Source organism: Natronoarchaeum sp. GCM10025321 (assembly GCF_042663585.1).
Lineage (GTDB): Archaea > Halobacteriota > Halobacteria > Halobacteriales > Natronoarchaeaceae > Natranaeroarchaeum.
On the sequence record NZ_JBHTAN010000001.1, the window covers coordinates 234,368 to 252,902 of the forward strand.

The 18,535-nt window shown below is 60.1% G+C and carries 17 protein-coding genes; 9 read left to right on the forward strand and 8 right to left on the reverse strand.

The window, feature by feature from the left end; all coding sequences use genetic code 11:
• Positions 1–120 precede the first annotated feature (120 nt).
• Together fdhF and ACFQL3_RS01095 are read right to left on the reverse strand one after the other, a co-directional pair.
• Complete coding sequence (gene fdhF / locus ACFQL3_RS01090; protein ID WP_377050633.1) at positions 121–3,414, reverse strand: formate dehydrogenase subunit alpha; 3,294 nt, start codon at positions 3,412–3,414, stop codon at positions 121–123.
• Complete coding sequence (locus tag ACFQL3_RS01095; RefSeq protein ID WP_377050635.1) at positions 3,411–4,931, reverse strand: NADH-ubiquinone oxidoreductase-F iron-sulfur binding region domain-containing protein; 1,521 nt, start codon at positions 4,929–4,931, stop codon at positions 3,411–3,413. The genes fdhF and ACFQL3_RS01095 overlap by 4 nt, the downstream gene beginning before the upstream one ends.
• Positions 4,932–5,112: 181 nt before the next feature.
• Between ACFQL3_RS01095 and ACFQL3_RS01100 the strand changes: the two genes are divergently transcribed.
• Positions 5,113–5,388, forward strand: coding sequence for a hypothetical protein (locus ACFQL3_RS01100; RefSeq protein ID WP_377050637.1), 276 nt, complete (start codon positions 5,113–5,115; stop codon positions 5,386–5,388).
• 10 nt (positions 5,389–5,398) lie between these two features.
• Here ACFQL3_RS01100 and ACFQL3_RS01105 read toward each other — a convergent pair whose 3' ends face one another.
• Together ACFQL3_RS01105 and ACFQL3_RS01110 are read right to left on the reverse strand one after the other, a co-directional pair.
• Entirely contained in the window at positions 5,399–5,779 is a 381-nt protein-coding gene (locus ACFQL3_RS01105) for a Rid family detoxifying hydrolase (protein ID WP_377050639.1), read from the reverse strand.
• A 111-nt stretch (positions 5,780–5,890) separates the two neighbouring features.
• Positions 5,891–6,301 (reverse strand): EamA family transporter, encoded by a 411-nt coding sequence (locus ACFQL3_RS01110; protein WP_377050641.1) that lies wholly within the window; start codon positions 6,299–6,301, stop codon positions 5,891–5,893.
• A gap of 163 nt (positions 6,302–6,464) precedes the next feature.
• Here ACFQL3_RS01110 and ACFQL3_RS01115 point away from each other — a divergent pair, with 163 nt between their 5' ends.
• Together ACFQL3_RS01115 and ACFQL3_RS01120 are read left to right on the forward strand one after the other, a co-directional pair.
• Entirely contained in the window at positions 6,465–7,727 is a 1,263-nt protein-coding gene (locus tag ACFQL3_RS01115) for an NAD-binding protein (protein WP_377050643.1), read from the forward strand.
• 48 nt (positions 7,728–7,775) lie between these two features.
• Positions 7,776–9,632 carry a BCCT family transporter gene (locus tag ACFQL3_RS01120; protein WP_377050645.1) on the forward strand — a complete coding sequence of 619 codons (1,857 nt, stop codon included), beginning with the start codon at positions 7,776–7,778 and terminating at the stop codon, positions 9,630–9,632.
• A 22-nt stretch (positions 9,633–9,654) separates the two neighbouring features.
• Here ACFQL3_RS01120 and ACFQL3_RS01125 read toward each other — a convergent pair whose 3' ends face one another.
• Both ACFQL3_RS01125 and pabB read right to left on the reverse strand, forming a co-directional pair.
• Complete coding sequence (locus ACFQL3_RS01125) at positions 9,655–10,227, reverse strand: anthranilate synthase component II (protein ID WP_377050647.1); 573 nt, start codon at positions 10,225–10,227, stop codon at positions 9,655–9,657.
• A complete protein-coding gene (pabB, locus tag ACFQL3_RS01130; RefSeq protein ID WP_377050649.1) occupies positions 10,227–11,735 on the reverse strand; it encodes an aminodeoxychorismate synthase, component I in 1,509 nt (502 codons plus the stop codon). The genes ACFQL3_RS01125 and pabB overlap by 1 nt, the downstream gene beginning before the upstream one ends.
• A gap of 302 nt (positions 11,736–12,037) precedes the next feature.
• On the opposite strand from pabB, the gene ACFQL3_RS01135 reads away from it, so the two are divergent.
• The gene (locus tag ACFQL3_RS01135) at positions 12,038–12,931 is read left to right on the forward strand and encodes a bifunctional methylenetetrahydrofolate dehydrogenase/methenyltetrahydrofolate cyclohydrolase (RefSeq protein ID WP_377050651.1); all 894 of its coding nucleotides are present in this window, start codon (positions 12,038–12,040) and stop codon (positions 12,929–12,931) included.
• Positions 12,932–13,120: 189 nt separating this feature from the next.
• Here the strand turns inward: ACFQL3_RS01135 and ACFQL3_RS01140 are convergent, their stop codons facing one another.
• Positions 13,121–13,321 carry a hypothetical protein gene (locus ACFQL3_RS01140; RefSeq protein ID WP_377050653.1) on the reverse strand — a complete coding sequence of 67 codons (201 nt, stop codon included), beginning with the start codon at positions 13,319–13,321 and terminating at the stop codon, positions 13,121–13,123.
• Between the two features lie 133 nt (positions 13,322–13,454).
• Between ACFQL3_RS01140 and epsC the strand changes: the two genes are divergently transcribed.
• Complete coding sequence (gene epsC, locus ACFQL3_RS01145) at positions 13,455–14,321, forward strand: serine O-acetyltransferase EpsC (protein WP_377050655.1); 867 nt, start codon at positions 13,455–13,457, stop codon at positions 14,319–14,321.
• Positions 14,322–14,547: 226 nt separating this feature from the next.
• Here the strand turns inward: epsC and ACFQL3_RS01150 are convergent, their stop codons facing one another.
• Positions 14,548–15,366, reverse strand: a complete 819-nt coding sequence (locus ACFQL3_RS01150; protein WP_377050657.1) for a universal stress protein — start codon at positions 15,364–15,366, stop codon at positions 14,548–14,550.
• Between the two features lie 223 nt (positions 15,367–15,589).
• On the opposite strand from ACFQL3_RS01150, the gene ACFQL3_RS01155 reads away from it, so the two are divergent.
• From ACFQL3_RS01155 to ACFQL3_RS01170, 4 genes are all read left to right on the forward strand, one after another.
• Positions 15,590–17,017: a dihydrolipoyl dehydrogenase gene (locus ACFQL3_RS01155; RefSeq protein WP_377050659.1), complete on the forward strand. Its 1,428-nt coding sequence runs from the start codon at positions 15,590–15,592 to the stop codon at positions 17,015–17,017.
• Between the two features lie 158 nt (positions 17,018–17,175).
• Positions 17,176–17,532, forward strand: a complete 357-nt coding sequence (locus ACFQL3_RS01160) for a hypothetical protein (RefSeq protein WP_377050661.1) — start codon at positions 17,176–17,178, stop codon at positions 17,530–17,532.
• Between the two features lie 113 nt (positions 17,533–17,645).
• Positions 17,646–17,957: a hypothetical protein gene (locus ACFQL3_RS01165; RefSeq protein ID WP_377050663.1), complete on the forward strand. Its 312-nt coding sequence runs from the start codon at positions 17,646–17,648 to the stop codon at positions 17,955–17,957.
• Between the two features lie 55 nt (positions 17,958–18,012).
• Positions 18,013–18,495, forward strand: coding sequence for a dihydrofolate reductase (locus ACFQL3_RS01170; protein WP_377050665.1), 483 nt, complete (start codon positions 18,013–18,015; stop codon positions 18,493–18,495).
• The last annotated feature ends 40 nt before the right edge of the window (positions 18,496–18,535 follow it).

The following is an 18,535-nucleotide window of genomic DNA, read 5'->3' on the forward strand; positions in this document are numbered from 1 at the left end:
AAATACAGGAGATAATCCGCCGAATATGTCGAAAGGAAACAAGGAATTGTTTGGGCACCAATTTCGCCGGGTCGTCATACCGGAGCGGCGGCTATCGTCACGCCGAGAGAGTTAGCAAGGTCAGTCGTCGCCGGGGACACTCCCCCTACCGGCGTCCGGTGTCTTCAGGACCGTCTCGTCCGTCTCCGGGCCGATGGGGTCGATGCGGACGCTCGACACTTTGTACTCGGGGATGCCAGCCGTCGGGTCGAAGGTCTCTCCGGTGAGTTTGTTGACCGCCCCGGCCGCGAAGTGCATCGGGATAAACAGCGTGCCGGGGCCGACGCGGTCGGTGATCTGTACCTTCACGACGATATCGCTCCGCCGGGACTCGACACGGACGTACTCGCCATCGTCAATACCTACCTGGTCGGCAGTCTCTGGGTTGACTTCGACGAAGCTCTCGCCGACGTGGCTCATCAGGCCCTCGACACGGCGGGTGATCTGGCCGGTATGCCAGTGGTAGAGGACCCGTCCTGTCGTCAGCGTCAGCGCGTACTCCTCGTCAGGAATATCGCCCGGATGGCCGCCGTCAGCCGGGACAAACCGCGCTTTGCCGTCCTCGAAATTGAAGTTGCCGTCCTCGTAGTCGTAGAGGTACGGCGTCCCATCGTGGTCTTCGTCCCAGCAGGGCCACTGGAGGCCGTGTTGGTCACCTTCTTCCAGGCGATCGTAGTTCACGCCCCCGTAAATCGGGGCTAACGAGTTGATTTCCTCCATGATATCGCTGGGGTGGTCGTAATCCCACTCGTAGCCCAGTCGGTCGGCCAGTTGCTGTGTGATCTCCCAGTCCTGGCGGGCTTTCCCGGGCGGGTCAGCCGTCGGCCGGACTCGCTGGATACGACGTTCAGTATTGGTGAACGTGCCGTGCATCTCCGGCGATGTCGCCGCCGGCAGGACCACGTCTGCGTGGTTGGCTGTCTCGGTAATGAAGATGTCTTGAACGACGAGGAAATCCAGTTTCTCGAGTGCCTTTGCGGCGTGCTGAATATCCGGTTCCGAGAGTGCGGGGTTCTCACCGACGACGTACATCCCACGGAAGTTTCCTTCGTGGGCTTCGGAAAACATTTCGGGAACTTTGAGGCCCGGCTCTTCTGGTGGGCGCTCACCCCACACCTTGGCGAACTTCTCGCCGACTTCGTCGTCGCTCGGGTCCTGGTAGCCGGGGAGACTTCCGGGGAGTGTCCCCATGTCGCCGCCGCCACCTTGGACGTTGTTCTGGCCCCGGAAAGGTGAGAGTCCGGCACCAGGCTTGCCGAGCTGGCCGAGCACCAGCGCGAGATCGGCCATTGCGAGCAGGTTCTGGGTACCGTGGCTCTGCTGAGTCATTCCCATTGCCCAGCCGAAAACGACGCTGTCGGCCTCCGCGAGGGTCTCGGCGGCCGAGGCGAGCTCCTCCGGCGGAACACCGGCAAGCTCTTCGACTTTCTCGGGCGTGAACGCCGTGACCTTCTCCGCGACGGCGTCGAAGTTCTTCGTGTTGCGCTCGATGAACGCCTCGTCGTGGAGGTCGTGCTCGATGATGTACCGGATTATCCCGTTGAGCCACGCCACGTCGTAGCCGGAGTTCGTCCGGGTGTACTGGTCGGCGTGATCGGCGATGCCAACTTTTCGGGGGTCGAAGACGACGAGATCTGCACCATCCTGGACGTTCTGCTTGATGCGGGTCGCGAGCACCGGGTGGGACTCCGTGGTGTTCGACCCACTGATGAGGTAGGCATCGGCCTCGCCGATGTCCTCGTTAATCCGGTTGGTCATCGCCCCGTAGCCAAGCGTTTGCTGGAGGGCGGCGACCGTCGAGGAGTGACAGAGCCGCGCGCAGTTGTCGATGTTCTTCGTTCCCAGCACCTGGCGGGCAAACTTCTGGACGAGGTACGCTTCCTCGTTGCTCCCCTTCGAGGAGGCCAGGCAGCCAACCGCGTCGACGCCGTGTTCGTCCTGAATCCTCGAGAGCTGCTCTGCGACGTAATCGAGTGCGTCGTCCCAGCTCGTCGGTTCGAGTTCGCCGTCGTCAGTACGGACCATCGGCTTCGTGATCCGCTTCTTGCTGTTCGAGAATTCGTGGCCAAATTTCCCTTTCACGCAGGTCGAGTAGTTGTTCGCGGGTGCGTCGTCGGGGTCGTCGACCGGGACGACACCCAGCGAGTCGCCGTCCTTGCCCCACATCTCGAACCGGCAGCCAACCGCACAGAAGCCGCAGGTCGTCTCATGCTTGTCGATCTTGCTCAGTCGGTAGTCACTGACGTCCGTGGCGATATCGAACAGCCGGCCTTCTGACAGCGTATTCGCAGCAATGCTCTCGGCGGTGTGTTCGCCGGCGAGGAACGCTTTCTTGCTGTACTCGTTCGCCAGGTCGCCGGCGCGGCGCTTGGCCGCCGACGCGAACTTCGCGAGCCCCTGTTTCTCGTCTGCGCCCGCCTCGGCGCCGAAGGTCCGGTTGGGCGCAGACGTGTCGTCGATCGTCTCGGCGTCCTCGTGTTCGATGATCTTCCCGATGGAGTTGCGCTGGGTGAATCCCGGGAGCGGTAGTGTCGCCGGGCCGCCGATCCCCTTCTCGGTGAGTGACCCCGTCGGACAGACCGTGGCACAATGCCCGCAGGAGACACACTCCGAGTCATCCATCGTCTCGGCCTCGGACTGGAACCCGATCCGAGTGTCCTCGCCGTGACCTTCGATCCGGAGCACGCCCTCAACCTGGACGTCGTTACAGGCGTCGACGCAGCGATTGCAGAGGATGCACTTGTTGCGATCGATCTGGATGAACGAGGAGGTGTCGTCGATCGGTTCGTACTGGTCGCGTTCGTCGAAGACACCGTAGCGTGGGTGATCGACGCCCTCGCTGATCGCCGCGTCTTGCAGTTCACACCGGCCGTTCCCGTTACAGGTCGTACACCGGAGATTGTGATTCGACAGGACGAGATCGAGGTTGACGCTTCGGGCCTCCTCGACGTCTGGCGTATCGGTCGAAACCTCCAGACCGTCGAGCGCCGGGAACAAACACGATGGGACCATTCCGTGGTCCTCGGTCTCGACCAGACAGGTGCGACAGGTGCTTCGCGGGCCGCTCTCGTCGCTACAGTCTCCATCACGGTCGTAATAACAAAGCGCTGGAATGTCGGCGTCGTCTTCGACACCCTCGGCACCCGGGTCGACGCTGACAATCTCGTCGTCAAGATGCTCCAGGGCGTCGATGATCGTCGACCCCGGCGTTACGGTGACAGGGTTGCCGTCGACTATGAGTGTCGACGGATCGGTGTCGTCAGTGCCGACATCCGGATCGTTGGCGGTCCCCGTCTCGAATTCGCTGGTCACCGGTGTTTCGGGCTGGGGATCGACGAGGTCTGGGACTCCCGGGAACGGTTTGTCGCTACTCATAGTTTCTCCGTACAGGTGCCGCTCGGACAATGGCCGTCGATGTGCGCGCGAAACTCCGGTTCGAATTCGTCGATTGCGGTCGTCACGGGTCGGGGTGCGTGGGCCCCGATCTGACAGTTGCTCGACCGGCGCATCACCCGTCCGAGTTCCTGGATCTTGTCGGTCTCGAACGAACCCTGGTAGATATCACGCAGGAGCTCGGCGAGCTGCTTGGTGCCTTCTCGACCGGGAACACACCGACCGCTGTTTTCTGTGGCCGCGAAGCGTGCGCGTTCGCCGACGGTCGCGACCGCACAGCGGTCGTCGTCGAACAGTTCGACCACGCCGTCGGTGCCCAGATCCGCGGCTCGCAGCGACTGAGCGGTTGGCGCAACATCGAGATCCCTCGTGATACCGCCGAGGATTCCGCCGACACAGGCCATCTTGAATCCGTTTGGGAGGTCGACTGCCTCGCGTGTTGCATCGAGGCTCGCGGCAGATCCGAGTTCGATCGTCGCCGGATCAGCCACGTCACCAGTGACGGTGACGATTCGAGTGCCGGGGTCGGACGAGTCGGGGTCGACACTGTCCGTCCGTGCGATTACCCGCTGGACCTGTGCGACCGTCCGTGGCGAGTGGACGACCGTCGGGCGACCGTAGAGACCGTATTTTGCCGGCGAGGGCGGCTGGAGGCGTGGTTCGATACGGTCGGCCCCTTCGAGGGCCTCGATCGCCGCAGTTGGTTCACCCGCTCGGAACTCGTCCGGACCCGCAACCAGCTGTGGAACCACAGGCAAAGACCCTGCTGCCGCGTCTACGGCCCGGCGGAGGCGGTCTTGCAGTGCGGTGTCGTCCTCGTTCAGGAGGATCACCGCGTCCTCGGCGCCGACGTAGTCCGCAATAGCTGCTAGCCCATCAAGGACGGCCATCGGTGCCCCGTCAAGCAGCGTATCGTCACTCCGGGGGAGGGTACTTGCTTCGTTCGCGTTGACGACGACGACCGGCTCGCCATCGGCCTCGCGTGCAGTCTCCCAGACATCCGCGACGGGATCGTCGGTAGCCGTGTCACCGCGCCCTCGTCCGAGGAGTCCGGCGTCGGTCGCTTCGGCAGCCGTCCGATCGTCAGAGACGAACGACCACTCGTCCGGACCGAGCGGATCGATCCAGCCACAGGGCCCCAGTACCGTGCGTAGCCCGACCGCCAGGGGCCCATCGTCGGGCATCGGAAGCGATGTCGCTTCCGGGTCGTGGTCGACGACCGCATCGGCACCGTCTGTCGGCAGCGTACCACTTTCCAGTGTTTCGACAAGTTCTCGGACGACCGACGGCTGTGGGTCGCCGTAGAAGGCTGTCCGGCCCTCGCGGGTAATCATGACAAGCGGTGTGTATGCGACAATTCCTGTCGGTCCGGTTTCGATGACCTGGGCAGAATCGGCCGCATTTTGGGCCGCAGTTACGAACTGCTCGGCAGCGACCCGGCACTCGGTCGAGATCCGAACAGCTGTCGACCAGTTCGGGTCACTGTCATTTTGTGACATAACAACGGGTATCGACTGACGGCGTAAAAATCCCGACACTACCGCTGTACTGTCATTAGAACAATCTGTTCGGGTTCATGTTGGTCACCATCCTCGAATGACCATATAAATTATACGACGCCGTCGGATAGGCCACGCTGAAGGTCGAGGTTCTTTGAATGAGCAAGCCATTACCCAAACCGTGACGACGAATCCACACTTCGAGGAGGTCAAAGACGAGGCGTCGGAGGCACTCACCGAGGAAGAGTTGCGGTCTGTCTACACGGGGATTGTCCACGAAGACGGCCGCCACGAGTACTATCTCGGGAACGATACCGAAACAGCAGAGGAACTACGGGAATCTGCGGCAGTTCACCTCGGAATGTTGCTGCGTGTTCTCGCCGACCGCTCGGAGAGCAGCGTAGACGAGCTTACTGATCTCGCCGCCGAGCGGGCTGATCAGATGGAACTGCGGTAGTCTGCGAGCGCTATTCTGTCGACGCGATCGCTTCGATCTCGACGGCGGCGCCCTTCGGCACTGCACCTGCACCGATCGCACTCCGAGCAGGAGGTTCGACCTCGAAGAACTCGCTGTAGGCTTCATTGAACGCATCGAAGTCGTCAATGTCGTCGAGGAAGACGGTCGTCTTGAGGACGTCCTCGAGCGAAAGTCCCTCGGATTCGAGAATCGCCGCGACGTTTTCCAGACACTGTCGCGTTTGGTCGCCGACCGACTCGTCGTCGAGCAGTTCGCCGTCTGTGGTCAGTGGCAACTGGCCAGCAGTGATCAGGATATCGCCGTTCGTAGTCGCCTGGCTATACGCGCCCACTGCGACCGGTGCATCGTCAGTGCTGATAGTACGCTTCATCTAGCGACTCGTACCTCGCCACTCGTCATAAATCCCGGTCGCTATCGGGAACTCTCGCATATCCTGCTTCGCTGCTAACCATTTGTGTTAGATCGGTGTTCCGCACTGGGACTACTGGTTGATGATCAAGATAGCCGCCACCGCCAGCCCGATACCCGCTATCTTCGTGCCCGTTATCGGCTCGTTAAAGGCGACGACGCTGATCACAGCAGCGGTGATAAAGTACATTCCTCCGATCGTCGAGACGACGGTTGTCGAACCAACTGTCGTACCGACGAACGTCGAAACGACGCCTACCGCCGCTGCGATGCCAGCAGCAGCCGCGAGGAGGATCCCTCGATTCGTGACGACGAAGGATGCGTCGGTACCGACCGCGTAGATGCCCGTTACGACAGCAGCGGTCGCGTAGGAGATGAAGGCCGCCGTTTCCGGATCCATCGTGCTTGAGGCCGCGCTGCCGAACGCGATCCAGAACCCCCATGCGATCATCGTTCCCAGGCCAAACAGGACGGCTGGGTTCATAGACACCCACCGGATAGTGGAGTCGCTCGGTGTCTTCGGTACATAGACTGCCGCCCGTTAGCGGTCGGTCGCTGTTGTCGGGACATTATTGATTCGGTATGAGAGCCTGATGTTTCACTCTACTCACTGACGCGTGTCTTTTTATATCGAGTAGTATAACAGTATGATTGTGGCAGACGCACGAGACGGACCCTCTGAACCGGCGCTGGACGAGGTATTCTACCATGTCGAGAGGGTCCCGTTCGTCGAATGGGGCGAGTTCTCCGGTGCCAAGCCCACAGTGATCCTGACCGGCATCGTCACACTACTCGCGTTCGTGACGGGGTTGTCGAATCTCAGCCAGGCCACGCTGACACTCAACGGGCCCCTCACCGCAGTTGTCGACGTACCGATGGGATTCGCACGGTTCGGTGGCGTCCTGTTCGCGTTCGTTCTCGGCATCGTAACGGTTGGCCTGCAGCGACGGAAGCATCTCGCGTGGCGGGGCGCAATCGTCGTTGTTCCCGGACTCTTGGCGCTCCTTCTCACAACGGTACAAACGACGGACATCCCACTGATTCTGACCATCGCCGTGACGTATCCGCTCTTGCTCCGTAATCGAGAGCGCTTCGATCAGGGAATCGATCTCTCTCCGCTACAGATCGCGTCACTGTCGGCAATCTTCGGCGTCGTCCTGTACGGGACCGTCGGCGCGTATGGGCTCCGCAACCAGTTCCTCGAACTGAACAGTTGGAGCGATGCGCTCTACTACGTTATCGTCACGATTGCCACCGTCGGATACGGCGATATCACACCCCTAACAGCCCAGGCCCGATGGTTCTCGCTCTCGATCATCATGTTTGGCACCGGCGCGTTTACCGTTGCCGTAGGTGCGCTCATCGGTCCAGCTATCGAATCGCGAATGGCGAAAGCGGTCGGAGTCATGACTGCATCAGAACTCAAACTTCTCGAGGACCATGTGGTCGTCCTCGGATATGGCGACGTCACTGAATCGCTCCTCGACGAACTGACTGACGAGACGGAAGTCGTCGTGGTAACACCAGATGAGGAAGTCGTCGCGGAACTTCAGGGACACGACGACCTGAATTTGCTTACCGGCGATCCAACCGACGAGAGTGTCCTCGAAGACGCAGGCGTAGACACCGCAAGCGGGGTCGTCGTCGGCAGCAACGACGACGCAAAAGATGTGTTGGCAGTTATCGCAGCAAAGAACGTCGATCCCGAGATCCGTATCGTCGCGGCGGCAACACAGGAAAAACACATCGAGAAGTTCCGCTCCGTCGGCGTCGATGAGGTCATCAATCCCCGATCGATCGGTGGTCGGCTCCTCGGCCAGTCGGTACTCGAGGGGGCAGAGTCACAGACACTGCTTGGCACTGACGAGGTGCAGCCAGAGGACCCCAGCGAGGCCGATACGGCCGACTGACCCGTATTGGGGGTAGTAATATACGTATTCGTTACATAGCGTCGAAATGTGGCTGCTTCCAACACCCGTGGTATCGAGGCAACTGTCGCCCGACTGTTGATACCACTATGTGTAACCTCGGGCGCAGTGATCCTCGCGGGGTTCTTTTTTCCGACGTTCGTTGGAAGCGCGGTGACCGGTCTGGCGTGGCTCTCGCTGTCACTCGTGTTCTTCAGTTCGGGACTCGGATACATCGCGCTCATTCCATACTCGTCGGACGCCGAAGAGACATCGGCGGCTGAAATTCTCCTCCGGGTTCGTCAGACGAAACTTCGGAACGCTGCCTCGGAGTTTTTCTCCCGGAACGAACCCGTGGCGCTGCTCGTCCCGGTCACGACGTTCGCCCTCTTTTTTGGCCTGCAAATCGCCCTTCCGGCACAGACAACGGCGGCCGTATCGGGCGTCTCAACGGCGGTCCTGCAAAACGGCGGGCCGCTGTTTCTCGCTGCGATGCTTCTGGCCGTCTGCTACTGTTTCTTCCTCCTGCTCGGACCCTGGGGTGATATCAAGCTCGGCGGGTCCGAGACGGAGCCGACATACACGTATCCCACGTATTTCACGCTGATTTTCACCGCCGGTATCGCCGCTGGACTGGTGTTCTGGGGGCCGGCAGAGGCGCTCTTCCACTACGAGAGTCCACCGCCATACTTCGATGCTGCGGCCCAGTCGGGTGGCGCTATCGACAGTGCCCTCGTGTACAGTCTCTTTCACTGGGGCGTTTCCGCCTGGAGCGCCTACGCCGTCATCGGCATCCCCATCGCTTACTTCGTGTTCAACCGCGGCGCACCGCTTCGCGTCTCGACGATTCTCGCCCCGTTTCTCGGGATCGATGGGCTCGATTCCCCGTGGAGCAAAGTCGTCGACACGCTCGCCGTGTTTGCGACGATCGGGGGCATCGCTACCTCGGTGGCGCTGGTTAGCGAGCAGTTCCTCGCTGGCATCGACTACCAGTGGGACGTTTCGATGGGCGAACTCGGACCGATCCTGTTCGTCGGCGGGCTGACGCTGATCTTCGTCATTTCGAGCGTCACCGGGATCCATCGCGGTATCAGGCGGATCGCAGGACTCAACATCGTGTTGTTTGCTCTGTTTGCACTCCTCATCGTCGCCGTAGGGCCACGTGATTTCATCGTCCAGCGCGGTACGGCGGCGCTGGGGACGTACGTTGCCGAGTTCGCCCCACTCAGTCTCCACATTGGGGACGAGTGGGTCGCCAATTGGACCGTCTGGAACTGGTCGTGGTGGTTCTCCTGGGCCCCCTTTGCCGGATTGTTCATCGCCGCACTCTCGCGAGGCCGGCGGGTTCGAACCGTCGTGTTCACGAGTGTGATCGCGACCTCGGCTGCGACGATCGTCTGGTTCCTGCTACTCGGCGGGACGGCACTGTTCGTTCAGCACTCCGGACAGGCCGACGTACTCGCCGCAATCGCAGCACGCGGTGGGTCGGAGGCCGTCGCCGGCTTCCCGTTGTTTGCCTCGCTCCCGCTCGGTGAGCTCCTGATGTTCCTTTTCTTGGCGCTTATTCTGGTGTTCATGACTACCTCGGCGGACACGTCGACGCTCGTCGTCTCGATCCTGTCGGCCCGACGCGGCGTGTCACCGTCGACCAGCCATATCGTCTTCTGGGGCGTATTACAGGGGACGGTCGCTGTGGCGGTGCTGACGATCGGCGGCGCGGAAACGCTGCAGGCGCTCGCTGTCCTCACCGGAGGTCCATTCGCTGTCATCTCACTTGTTGCGGTGGGCGGGTTAACCGTCACCTGGTATCGCCACGAACGCGGCCACACGTCGCTGATTAGGCGTGTGCTCGATCGACTGCCGACGATTCAGGCGCACCACGATATCGACCCACCAGAAGAGGACTAGACAGACAGGGCTGGTTCGACGCCTACGCACTCGCGATGTTGGTACAGAAGTTCTCGACGATACGCTTGCCCGCGTCGGTGAGGATGCTCTCGGGATGGAACTGGACCCCGATGTGAGGTCTGTCGACGTGCTGGACGCCCATGACGATCCCCTCTGTATCGTTCGTGTGTGCGGTCTCGGTCAACACGCCCGGGAGATCCTCGTCGTCGACGGCTAAAGAGTGATATCTGCCGACTTCGAAGGGGTCGTCGATACCGTCGTACAGTGCCGTGTCGTCGTGGCGGACCTCTGAAGATTTCCCATGTACGACCTCCGGTGCGTGGCCGACGGGTGCACCGTGGGCGGCACAGAGGGCCTGGTGACCCAGACAGACTCCCAGCGCCGGGTACGTCGTTTCTGCGAAGATATCGACCGAGACGCCTGCATCGGCCGGTGTGCCGGGGCCGGGAGAGACAATGATCCCCTCTGGATCGAGCTCGCGGATGCCTGCAATGTCGATCGCGTCGTTTCGCCGAACGGTAACGTCATCGAATTCGCCGACGTACTGCACGAGATTGTAGGCGAACGAATCGTAGTTGTCGATGATGAGTATCATCAGGTCCCCTCCATCGGATCGGTAGTGGATTCGACGGAGAACGAGCCGTGTTCGCCGAGCGCCTCGTCGACGGCCGTCACGAGTGCCCGCGCTTTATCGAGCGTCTCTCGGTACTCTGCCTCCGGATGCGAATCGTGGACGATCCCACTACCCACTCGGAGCCGGTACTCTCCCTCGTAGTGGACCAGAGTCCGGATCGTGATGTTCAACGTCGCCTTCCCGTCGAACCCGAAGACCCCGATACTACCGGTGTAGGGACCGCGCCGTGTTTGCTCGACCTCGTCAATGATCTCCATCGTCCGCGGTTTCGGTGCGCCGGTGATCGTCCCACCGGGGAAGACGGCCCCAACGGCGTCAGAGATACTCACCTCGTCACGTAATTGCCCCTCGACAAGGGAGACGAGATGCATGACTTCGGAGTACCGATCGACCCGGCGGTACTCGTCGACATCGACGGTGCCGTACTCGCTTACTTTCCCGAGATCGTTACGCTCCAGATCGACGAGCATCGCGTGTTCCGCCCGCTCTTTTTCGTCACTACAGAGGTCTTCCTCAAGCTCCTCGTCGGCTGCCGGGGTCTCGCCGCGGGGGCGCGTTCCCGCGATCGGTTCGGTCAGGAGTTGATCACCATCGACGTCCAATAGCAGCTCCGGGCTCGCACTGACGAGGTCGACACCGGGGAATTCGAGTAGTCCAGAGTAGGGTGCCGGGTTCACTCGTCGGACGGCGTCGTAGGCCTCGACCGGGTGGACCGCCGCCGGTGCGGTCAGTCTGTGGGAGACGTTCGTCTGGAACGTATCACCGTCACGGACATACTGTTTGATCTGGCGGACTCGGTCGGCGAAGGCCGCTTCGCCACACTCGCTCTCGAAGGCTGCCTGATTCATCGCCATCGGCTGTGCCTGGATGTGCCTGTCACCGTGAAGCGCATCTTCGGCGAGCGTCCGAGCGGTCTCCAGACCGTTCTCGTACACCTCGGCGAGGTCCCCGTCGACAACAGGACACGCTGTCACGCGCAGTTCAGTCTCGCCATCACGGGGTTCCGTCCAGGCTGCGACAACGTCGAAGACCCCTAATTGGAGGCGGGGGAGTCCATCGGCGACCGTTGTCGTCGGTAGCTCCTCCAGTTCCCGAGCGATGTCGTAGGATAGCCAGCCGAACGCCCCGCAGGGGTACGGAACGTCGCAGTTGCCCCGAACTAGTTGCTCCCGATTGAGGAGCTCATCGATAGTCTCGATGCTCCCACTTCCGTTCTCGCTGCTGTCCGCCATTTCCGGACTGACCTCGACTCGTTCGACTGGATCGACACCGAAGTAGCCCCATCCCGACTGCCCGCCAGTCGTTTCCAGGTAGAAGCCATCAGTATTACTGTCACGCGCACGACGGTACGCCTCGAACGGGTCTGAAACTGTGACTCGCACTTCGATCGGAACGCGAGCACCGACCGGTGCCGACCTCGCGGTCTCGACGAACGATATCTCGTCGGTAACGATATCTATGTTATCCATTTTTATAATTTTATGTTGAGAGATAGTTTTCTCTCAAATATGTGCCTGTGTACCACAAGCGCTGATCCGGACAAAAACCTTGCGTACGCCGCATACTTCGAGATTTCATCGCCGCTCCGCCGATGGCCGATCGGCTCAATAACCGACGTTATTTCAAGGGGTGGACTATTCCACAGTGTCGGTTATAATACATGGTGCCGAGTAAGATAGCGAACGCTGGACAGCAAGCCGGGAGCTGATTGCCTATCAGTTTCGACCGTGCCACCGGATACTGCCTCGCCGACAGCGACACCACCCAAACAATGACCACAATAATCGACGGCAACGAGATTGCCGACCAGATCACGGCCGATGTAACGGCCTGCACCGAGACGCTCGCGAGCGAAGACGTAACACCGGGACTCGCGACGGTGCTGATGAGCGACGATGGGGCCAGCGAGACATACGTCTCGATGAAACAGAAGGCCTGTAAAAAGATCGGCATCGAGGGCTTCCACCACGAGATCGATCCGGACGAGCCCGCAGAAGTCCTCTTCGACACGATCGACAGTCTGAACGAGGATCCGACGGTCCATGGCATCCTCGTCCAGATGCCCGTCCCCGATCACATCCCCAAGCGTGAGGTCCTCGAGCGCATCGACCCGATGAAAGACGTCGACGGGTTCCACCCCGAGAACGTCGGTCGACTCGTCGCTGGCAACGCACGCTACAAGCCGTGCACGCCACACGGCGTCCAAAAGATCCTGTCGAAATCCGGGATCGAGACGGAGGGGAAAGACGCTGTCGTCGTCGGTCGGTCAGACATCGTCGGCAAACCGATGGCGAACCTGCTCATCCAGTATGGAGCCGGTGGGAATGCGACAACGACAGTGTGTCACTCCCGGACGAAGAATCTGGCCGAGAAGACGCGGAGAGCCGATATCGTCATCGCTGCGGCCGGTGTCCCCGAAATGATCGACGGATCGATGCTCTCGGAGGGCGTGACGGTGATCGATGTCGGGATCAATCGCGTCGACGCTGACACCGAGAAAGGGTACGAACTCGTCGGCGACGTCGAGTTCGAGAGCGCCAAAGAGAAGGCCAGCGCGATCACGCCGGTGCCAGGCGGCGTCGGGCCGCTCACGATCGCGATGCTGATGTACAACACCGTCAAGAGTGCGAGCCTGCAGTCGGGTGTCGATGTCGATCTTCCGTAATTCTCGTTGACACGCCCGATCGATGGGCTCGTTCATACCACTGAATCTTTCTCAGCAACGAATTTCGGTATCTCGCAACGATACTGCTCGCGCCCGCAGTGACGACGCAACCGTGATATGAAATTTGTTTTATAGTTTGGGTTCTCCGGATCGGTCTACACCGAACTCTAGTATGACAGAGTAGCCCGATCACCGCTTTTCCACAGCGCTACACACGGGACACGTTATTTCGACAGTCCCGCTTGAATCCCGGCCCGATTCGATCATGTTGTGGCCCCGTGCACAGCGTTCGTGCATGTACACCTCATGATCACCGTGGTCCCGCAGGAGGAGATCAGAGGTCTCCGCCGTCAGGACGATGCCGTTACAGAAGTAACACTGTTTACTCATGGGTGATACATACCGAGTCCAAATAGAAATAGCTATTCCCGATCCAGAAAGGATGGCAACTCCCCGATTTTGATTCTCGATAGCGTCCGCCCTCATCTGTAATTATTTGCTTTGGGAGCGACAACAACTAATCATGAAATACAGTTACACTGGCGACACGCACGAACAGTTGTCCAGCGCCTATCAGGCCGACACTGACCCGTTCCCGACCCACACACAGATGGAGTTTCCTGAGCGGGAGCACCGACGTAGAGAGGTCGAGATTCTGAAGGAGCTGTTCTTTCCCACATGCTGGAACGCGACCAATCTGGTCCGTAACGAACTCGCAGTACTGAGTCACCTCGACGAACTCGGTGGGCTCTTTTTCGCGGGAATCAGGCCGTACGCGAACACCGACCCTGCGGAGAGGGTCGCCGTCATCATCGATCGTCTCCCGTCGATCCGTGCACGACTCAAAAAGGACATCGAGGCGGCGTACAAGGGCGATCCCGCGGCCAAGACGTATATGGAGATTATCCGGTCGTACCCCGGTTTCCTCGCGATCCTGGTCCAGCGGGTCGCTCACGCCATCTACGATACCGGGGCGACTGAGTACGCCCGGGAGCTAACCGAATACGCGAAGACAGAGACTGGGATTGACATCCACCCCGGTGCCGAGATCGGCGACTACTTTTTTATCGACCACGGGACTGGCGTCGTCATCGGTGAGACTGCGACCATCGGCGAGTGGGTACGAATCTACCAAGACGTAACACTCGGAGCACTGCACTTCGAGGAACACGAGAGCGACGAAAACGCGTTAAAAAAGGGGTACAAGCGACACCCGGACATCGGTGATCAAGTCGTTATCGGGGCCGGGACCAAGGTGCTGGGTGCGATTACCGTCGGCGACCACGTCAGTATCGGCGCGAACTCGTGGGTTACAGAGGACGTCCCAGACGATACGAAAGTATTCGTTACCGATCACCCGACTCAGGAGCGAAAGGATACAGACCGTTGAGGCTGCGATTCAGCTGGGTCGGACGAGCATCCAGACGGTAGATGCCTACCCACTGACCATCGAGATCGGTGTTCTGGGCGTGGGCGCCAATCTTGGTGTGACGTCTGTTAGTTGCATTTTGGCACACCTACTCCTTCAATATTATCGGGGCAAATGGTCGACACACGAGCCGTCGACGACGCCACCGTCGAAACGTGGCACCCCCAATCTGTATGAATTCACTCCCCTACCCGGTGATCGTGACCGGCCGGTCCGCTGAGAGGAAGATATCCTGCGTCGTGCTTCCCAGCAGTACTTTCTGGACACCCGATCGTTTCCGACCACCCATCACGATACTATCGGCATCAGCGTCGTCAGCATGTTCGAGAATTGTCTCAGCGACCTCTCCTCCGGTTGCAACCCGCTCGACAGCGAATCCTTCGGCCTCCAGATGCACGGCGGCCTCGACGGCTGCGTCGACATCAGCGAACTCGTGCTCGGGAGCCCCCTTGTAATCTTGATGCGGGAATACGTACAGCACTGTTATGTCGATCTCTTCTGGGTTGCTAGCGAGCTTAGTTGCATATTCGGCCTGTTTCAGCGCTCGGTCCGTGTCAGTGTCGACGGGGACGAGCAGGTTCTCAATGGAGTCACCGAATACCATTCCGTCACCAGTTATTGTGACTGGCACCTCTGCGGAAAGCGCAACGTCTTGGACCGTACTCCCCAAAAGCATCTTCGCAACTCCAGACCGCTTTCGTCCGCCCATGACGATTTCGTCGATACCGCGCTCCTCTGTCATATGCATGATCCGACTGGAGACGGTCCCGTTGTCGATGACCCGGTTGACAGGGATATTCTGTTCTTCCAGATACTCGGCCGCTTCGACGGCCGCGTCCACTTCTGAAAACTCCACGGTATCAGCTTTCTTGAACTCGTCAGGGGGTGTTACATACAGTACAGTCACATCGACTTCCGTGGCCGTACGCGAGAGGCGGGCAACGTGTTTTGCCTGATGGAGTGCTCGATTTTCGTCTGTATCGACTGGAACGAGTACTTCGTACATCACAGTTATATATCCACCCTTTGTGACAAATAACCAAGGGGGGAGAGTTTCCCGCCCCCCTGTTTCGAGGAGTTCTGACGGACAAGACGATAGCGACTATCTGGATCGGGAACGACGCTTGAAAAGGCATCCAACAGTCCAGATGTAACTACCCTCTAGTGCACGTGTACATGGGTCGAACGGCCACGGGGGATTATTATCACGCCGCACCCAGAGAAGCCATATGAATGAAGTTGATTTACTGGTTATCGGCTCCGGATCGGGACTAGATGTCGCAAGCGTCGCCGTGAATCAGGGCCAATCAGTCGCAATCGTCGAGAAAGGTCCACTTGGGGGGACATGTCTCAACCGTGGGTGCATCCCGTCGAAGATGCTGCTTTACCATGCGGACATGGTCGAAACGATCGAACGGGCCGCCGAGTTTCATATCGATGCCGAAATTACCGACGTCGAGTTCTCGGAGATCGTTCGCGAGGTGAACCAAGATGTTCAGGCTGATTCGAACTCGATCCAGCGGGGGTTGCGTTCGTCCGATCAACACGATCTGTACGAGGGGGAAGGCAGATTTGTCGACGAACGGACAGTCGAAATCGTTAGCGGCAACGACGAGGGGAGTCGAATCCGGGCCGAAACTGTGCTTATCGCCGCCGGGACCCGGCCCGGAATTCCGGACACTGAGGGGATCGAGGAGGTCGACTACCTGACGAGCACCGAAGCACTCCAGCTAGAGACCCCACCGGACCATCTTGTCATCATTGGCGGGGGCTACATTGCGGCGGAACTCGGCCACTTTTTCGGGACGTTCGGGAGCGACGTGACGATCGTCGGACGTCGGCCGACGCTGCTGCCGGAAGCCGACGAGGAGGTCGCAGAGGCATTTACCGAGCGCTACGACGAACGGTTTACAGTTCATACCGGCCACGCGGCCACCGCGGTGTCGGAGGCCGATGGATCGGTAACTGTCGAGGCTCGGCCCGACGAGTACGGTGAGGATCCCGGCGTCGTCGGCGAGGAGTCCGTAACGGTAACCGGGGACGAATTGCTCGTCGCTGCGGGACGGACACCGAACACGGATCTCCTCGATCTGGATGCTGCGGGCGTCGAAACGGACGACCGCGGGTTCGTCGAAACCGACGAGTATCTCCGGACGACAGCCGACGGAGTGTGGGCGCTCGGTGATATCGTCGGAGAGTACCTGCTGAAACACAGCGCAAACCACGAGGCGCAGGCCGTCGCCCGGAACATCTTCGGATCCGAACTCGAACCAGTCGATTACACGGCGATGCCCTTTGCGGTGTTTGCCTCTCCAGAGGTTGCCGGCGCCGGTGCACGCGAAGGAGAACTCAGGGAAGAGGGCAGCGAGTACGCCACCCGGACGTACCAGTACGACAAAACGGCCCGTGGCAGCGCGATGAAGGCCGATGGATTCCTGAAGGCGATCATCGATCTCGATGGGGAGATTCTGGGCTGTCACATCATGGGCCCGGAGGCCTCGAACCTCGTTCAGGAGGTCGTCGTGGCGATGAAAGCCGGCTCTGGCAGCGTTCAGGACATCCGTGATTCGATCCATATCCATCCGGCGCTGTCCGAAGTCGTCCAGCGCGGCTTTTCGGGACAGTTCGAGCGCGGAAACGGCGGTCACTCACACTGATCGGCGATTGACTGTCCCGGTGAGCCGTGAGTCGGGGACATAGGCACTGATCCTTGTTGACACGGGCTGAAGATGATATATAAATCTTGCTCGCAGTCGTATCTCCCTCACACGACTACATCCAACATATACCGTCACGACCAGTAGGAAAAGACGTAATGACGAAAGCAGCAGTTATCATTCTCGCAGGGACGGAAGGCCACGAAAACGTCGGTCGACTGGTGAACGGTCTCGAAACGGCCAAGGAGTTCGCCGAGACCGACGGCGACGACGTCGAGGTAATCTTCGACGGGGCGGGGACACAGTGGGTTCCCGAACTCGAAGACGAAGACAGCGACTATCACGACCTGTATCAGACCGTCCGCGATGACGCCGCCGCCTGTGAGTTCTGTTCCGGTGCGTTCGGAGTCGAGGACGCCGTCGCCGATTCGGGCGTCGTAACGCTCGATGACCACGACGGTCACCCCAGCGTCCGTTCGCTGGTCGACGACGACTACGAGATCATCACGTTCTGAGGACCACCTGCGACCGTCCGGCTATCCTGTGGCTGCTCCTGGCGGTGCTCCGCCAGCTGTCGGTTCATGCATTGATCGGCGGCACGGCCTTGCTCGTGGCACCCTCTGGAGGGATGGTCGACCTCTCAGCGGCCCCACTCGACGGGACGCCATTCGGGGACTTCCTCGTCACGGGGTTCATACTCTTCGTCGTGTTTGGGGTCGTCCCGGCAGTCGTGTGCTACGCACTATACACGCGACGCTGGTTGGGGTGGCTCACAGGCGTCGGCGTTGCCGTCGCGATGCTGATCTGGGTAGTTGTAGAGGTGGCCGTGAGCTTCGATCGGCCGACAATTTACCTGAACCTCGGAACTGCCGGGGCGATCCTGATGCTTGCCTCGCGTCCGTCAGTTCGCCTCAAGGGGCTGGACACAGAGAGCTCATGACTGCGGTGAACCTGCGACGCGATTTTAAGGGAACACCACTGATTGGACATACGATATGGAACTCGTTTCAGTCGCTGCAGTGGCAGCAAACGGCGTCATCGGACGGGGCAACCAACTACCGTGGCCGAGTATTCCGGCCGACAAGCAACAGTACAGGAACCGGATCGCGGACTGGCCGGTGATTCTCGGTCGACGAACGTTCGGCTTTATGCGCGATGACCTTCCGGGAAGCGCTCAGATCGTGTTGAGCCGATCAGAGTCCGACTTCGATATCGAGTCGGCCCATCACGCAGCAGGGGTCGACGAGGCAGTCAGGATCGTCGACTCGCTCGGGGAGGGTCGCGCCTACGTAATCGGCGGGGCAGACATTTACGAGCTATTCCAGCCAGTCGTCGACCGAATGGTGCTCAGCCGTGTGCCCGGCGAATACGACGGCGATGCGTACTTCCCGGACTGGGATCCTGACGAATGGGAGGTCGCCGAACGCACGTCATACGACGAATTCACCCTCGAAGAGTGGGTCCGAGAACGGCGCTAACTAGCGTGTGGCCTCTTACTCGTGGCGACTGCCAGGTGAA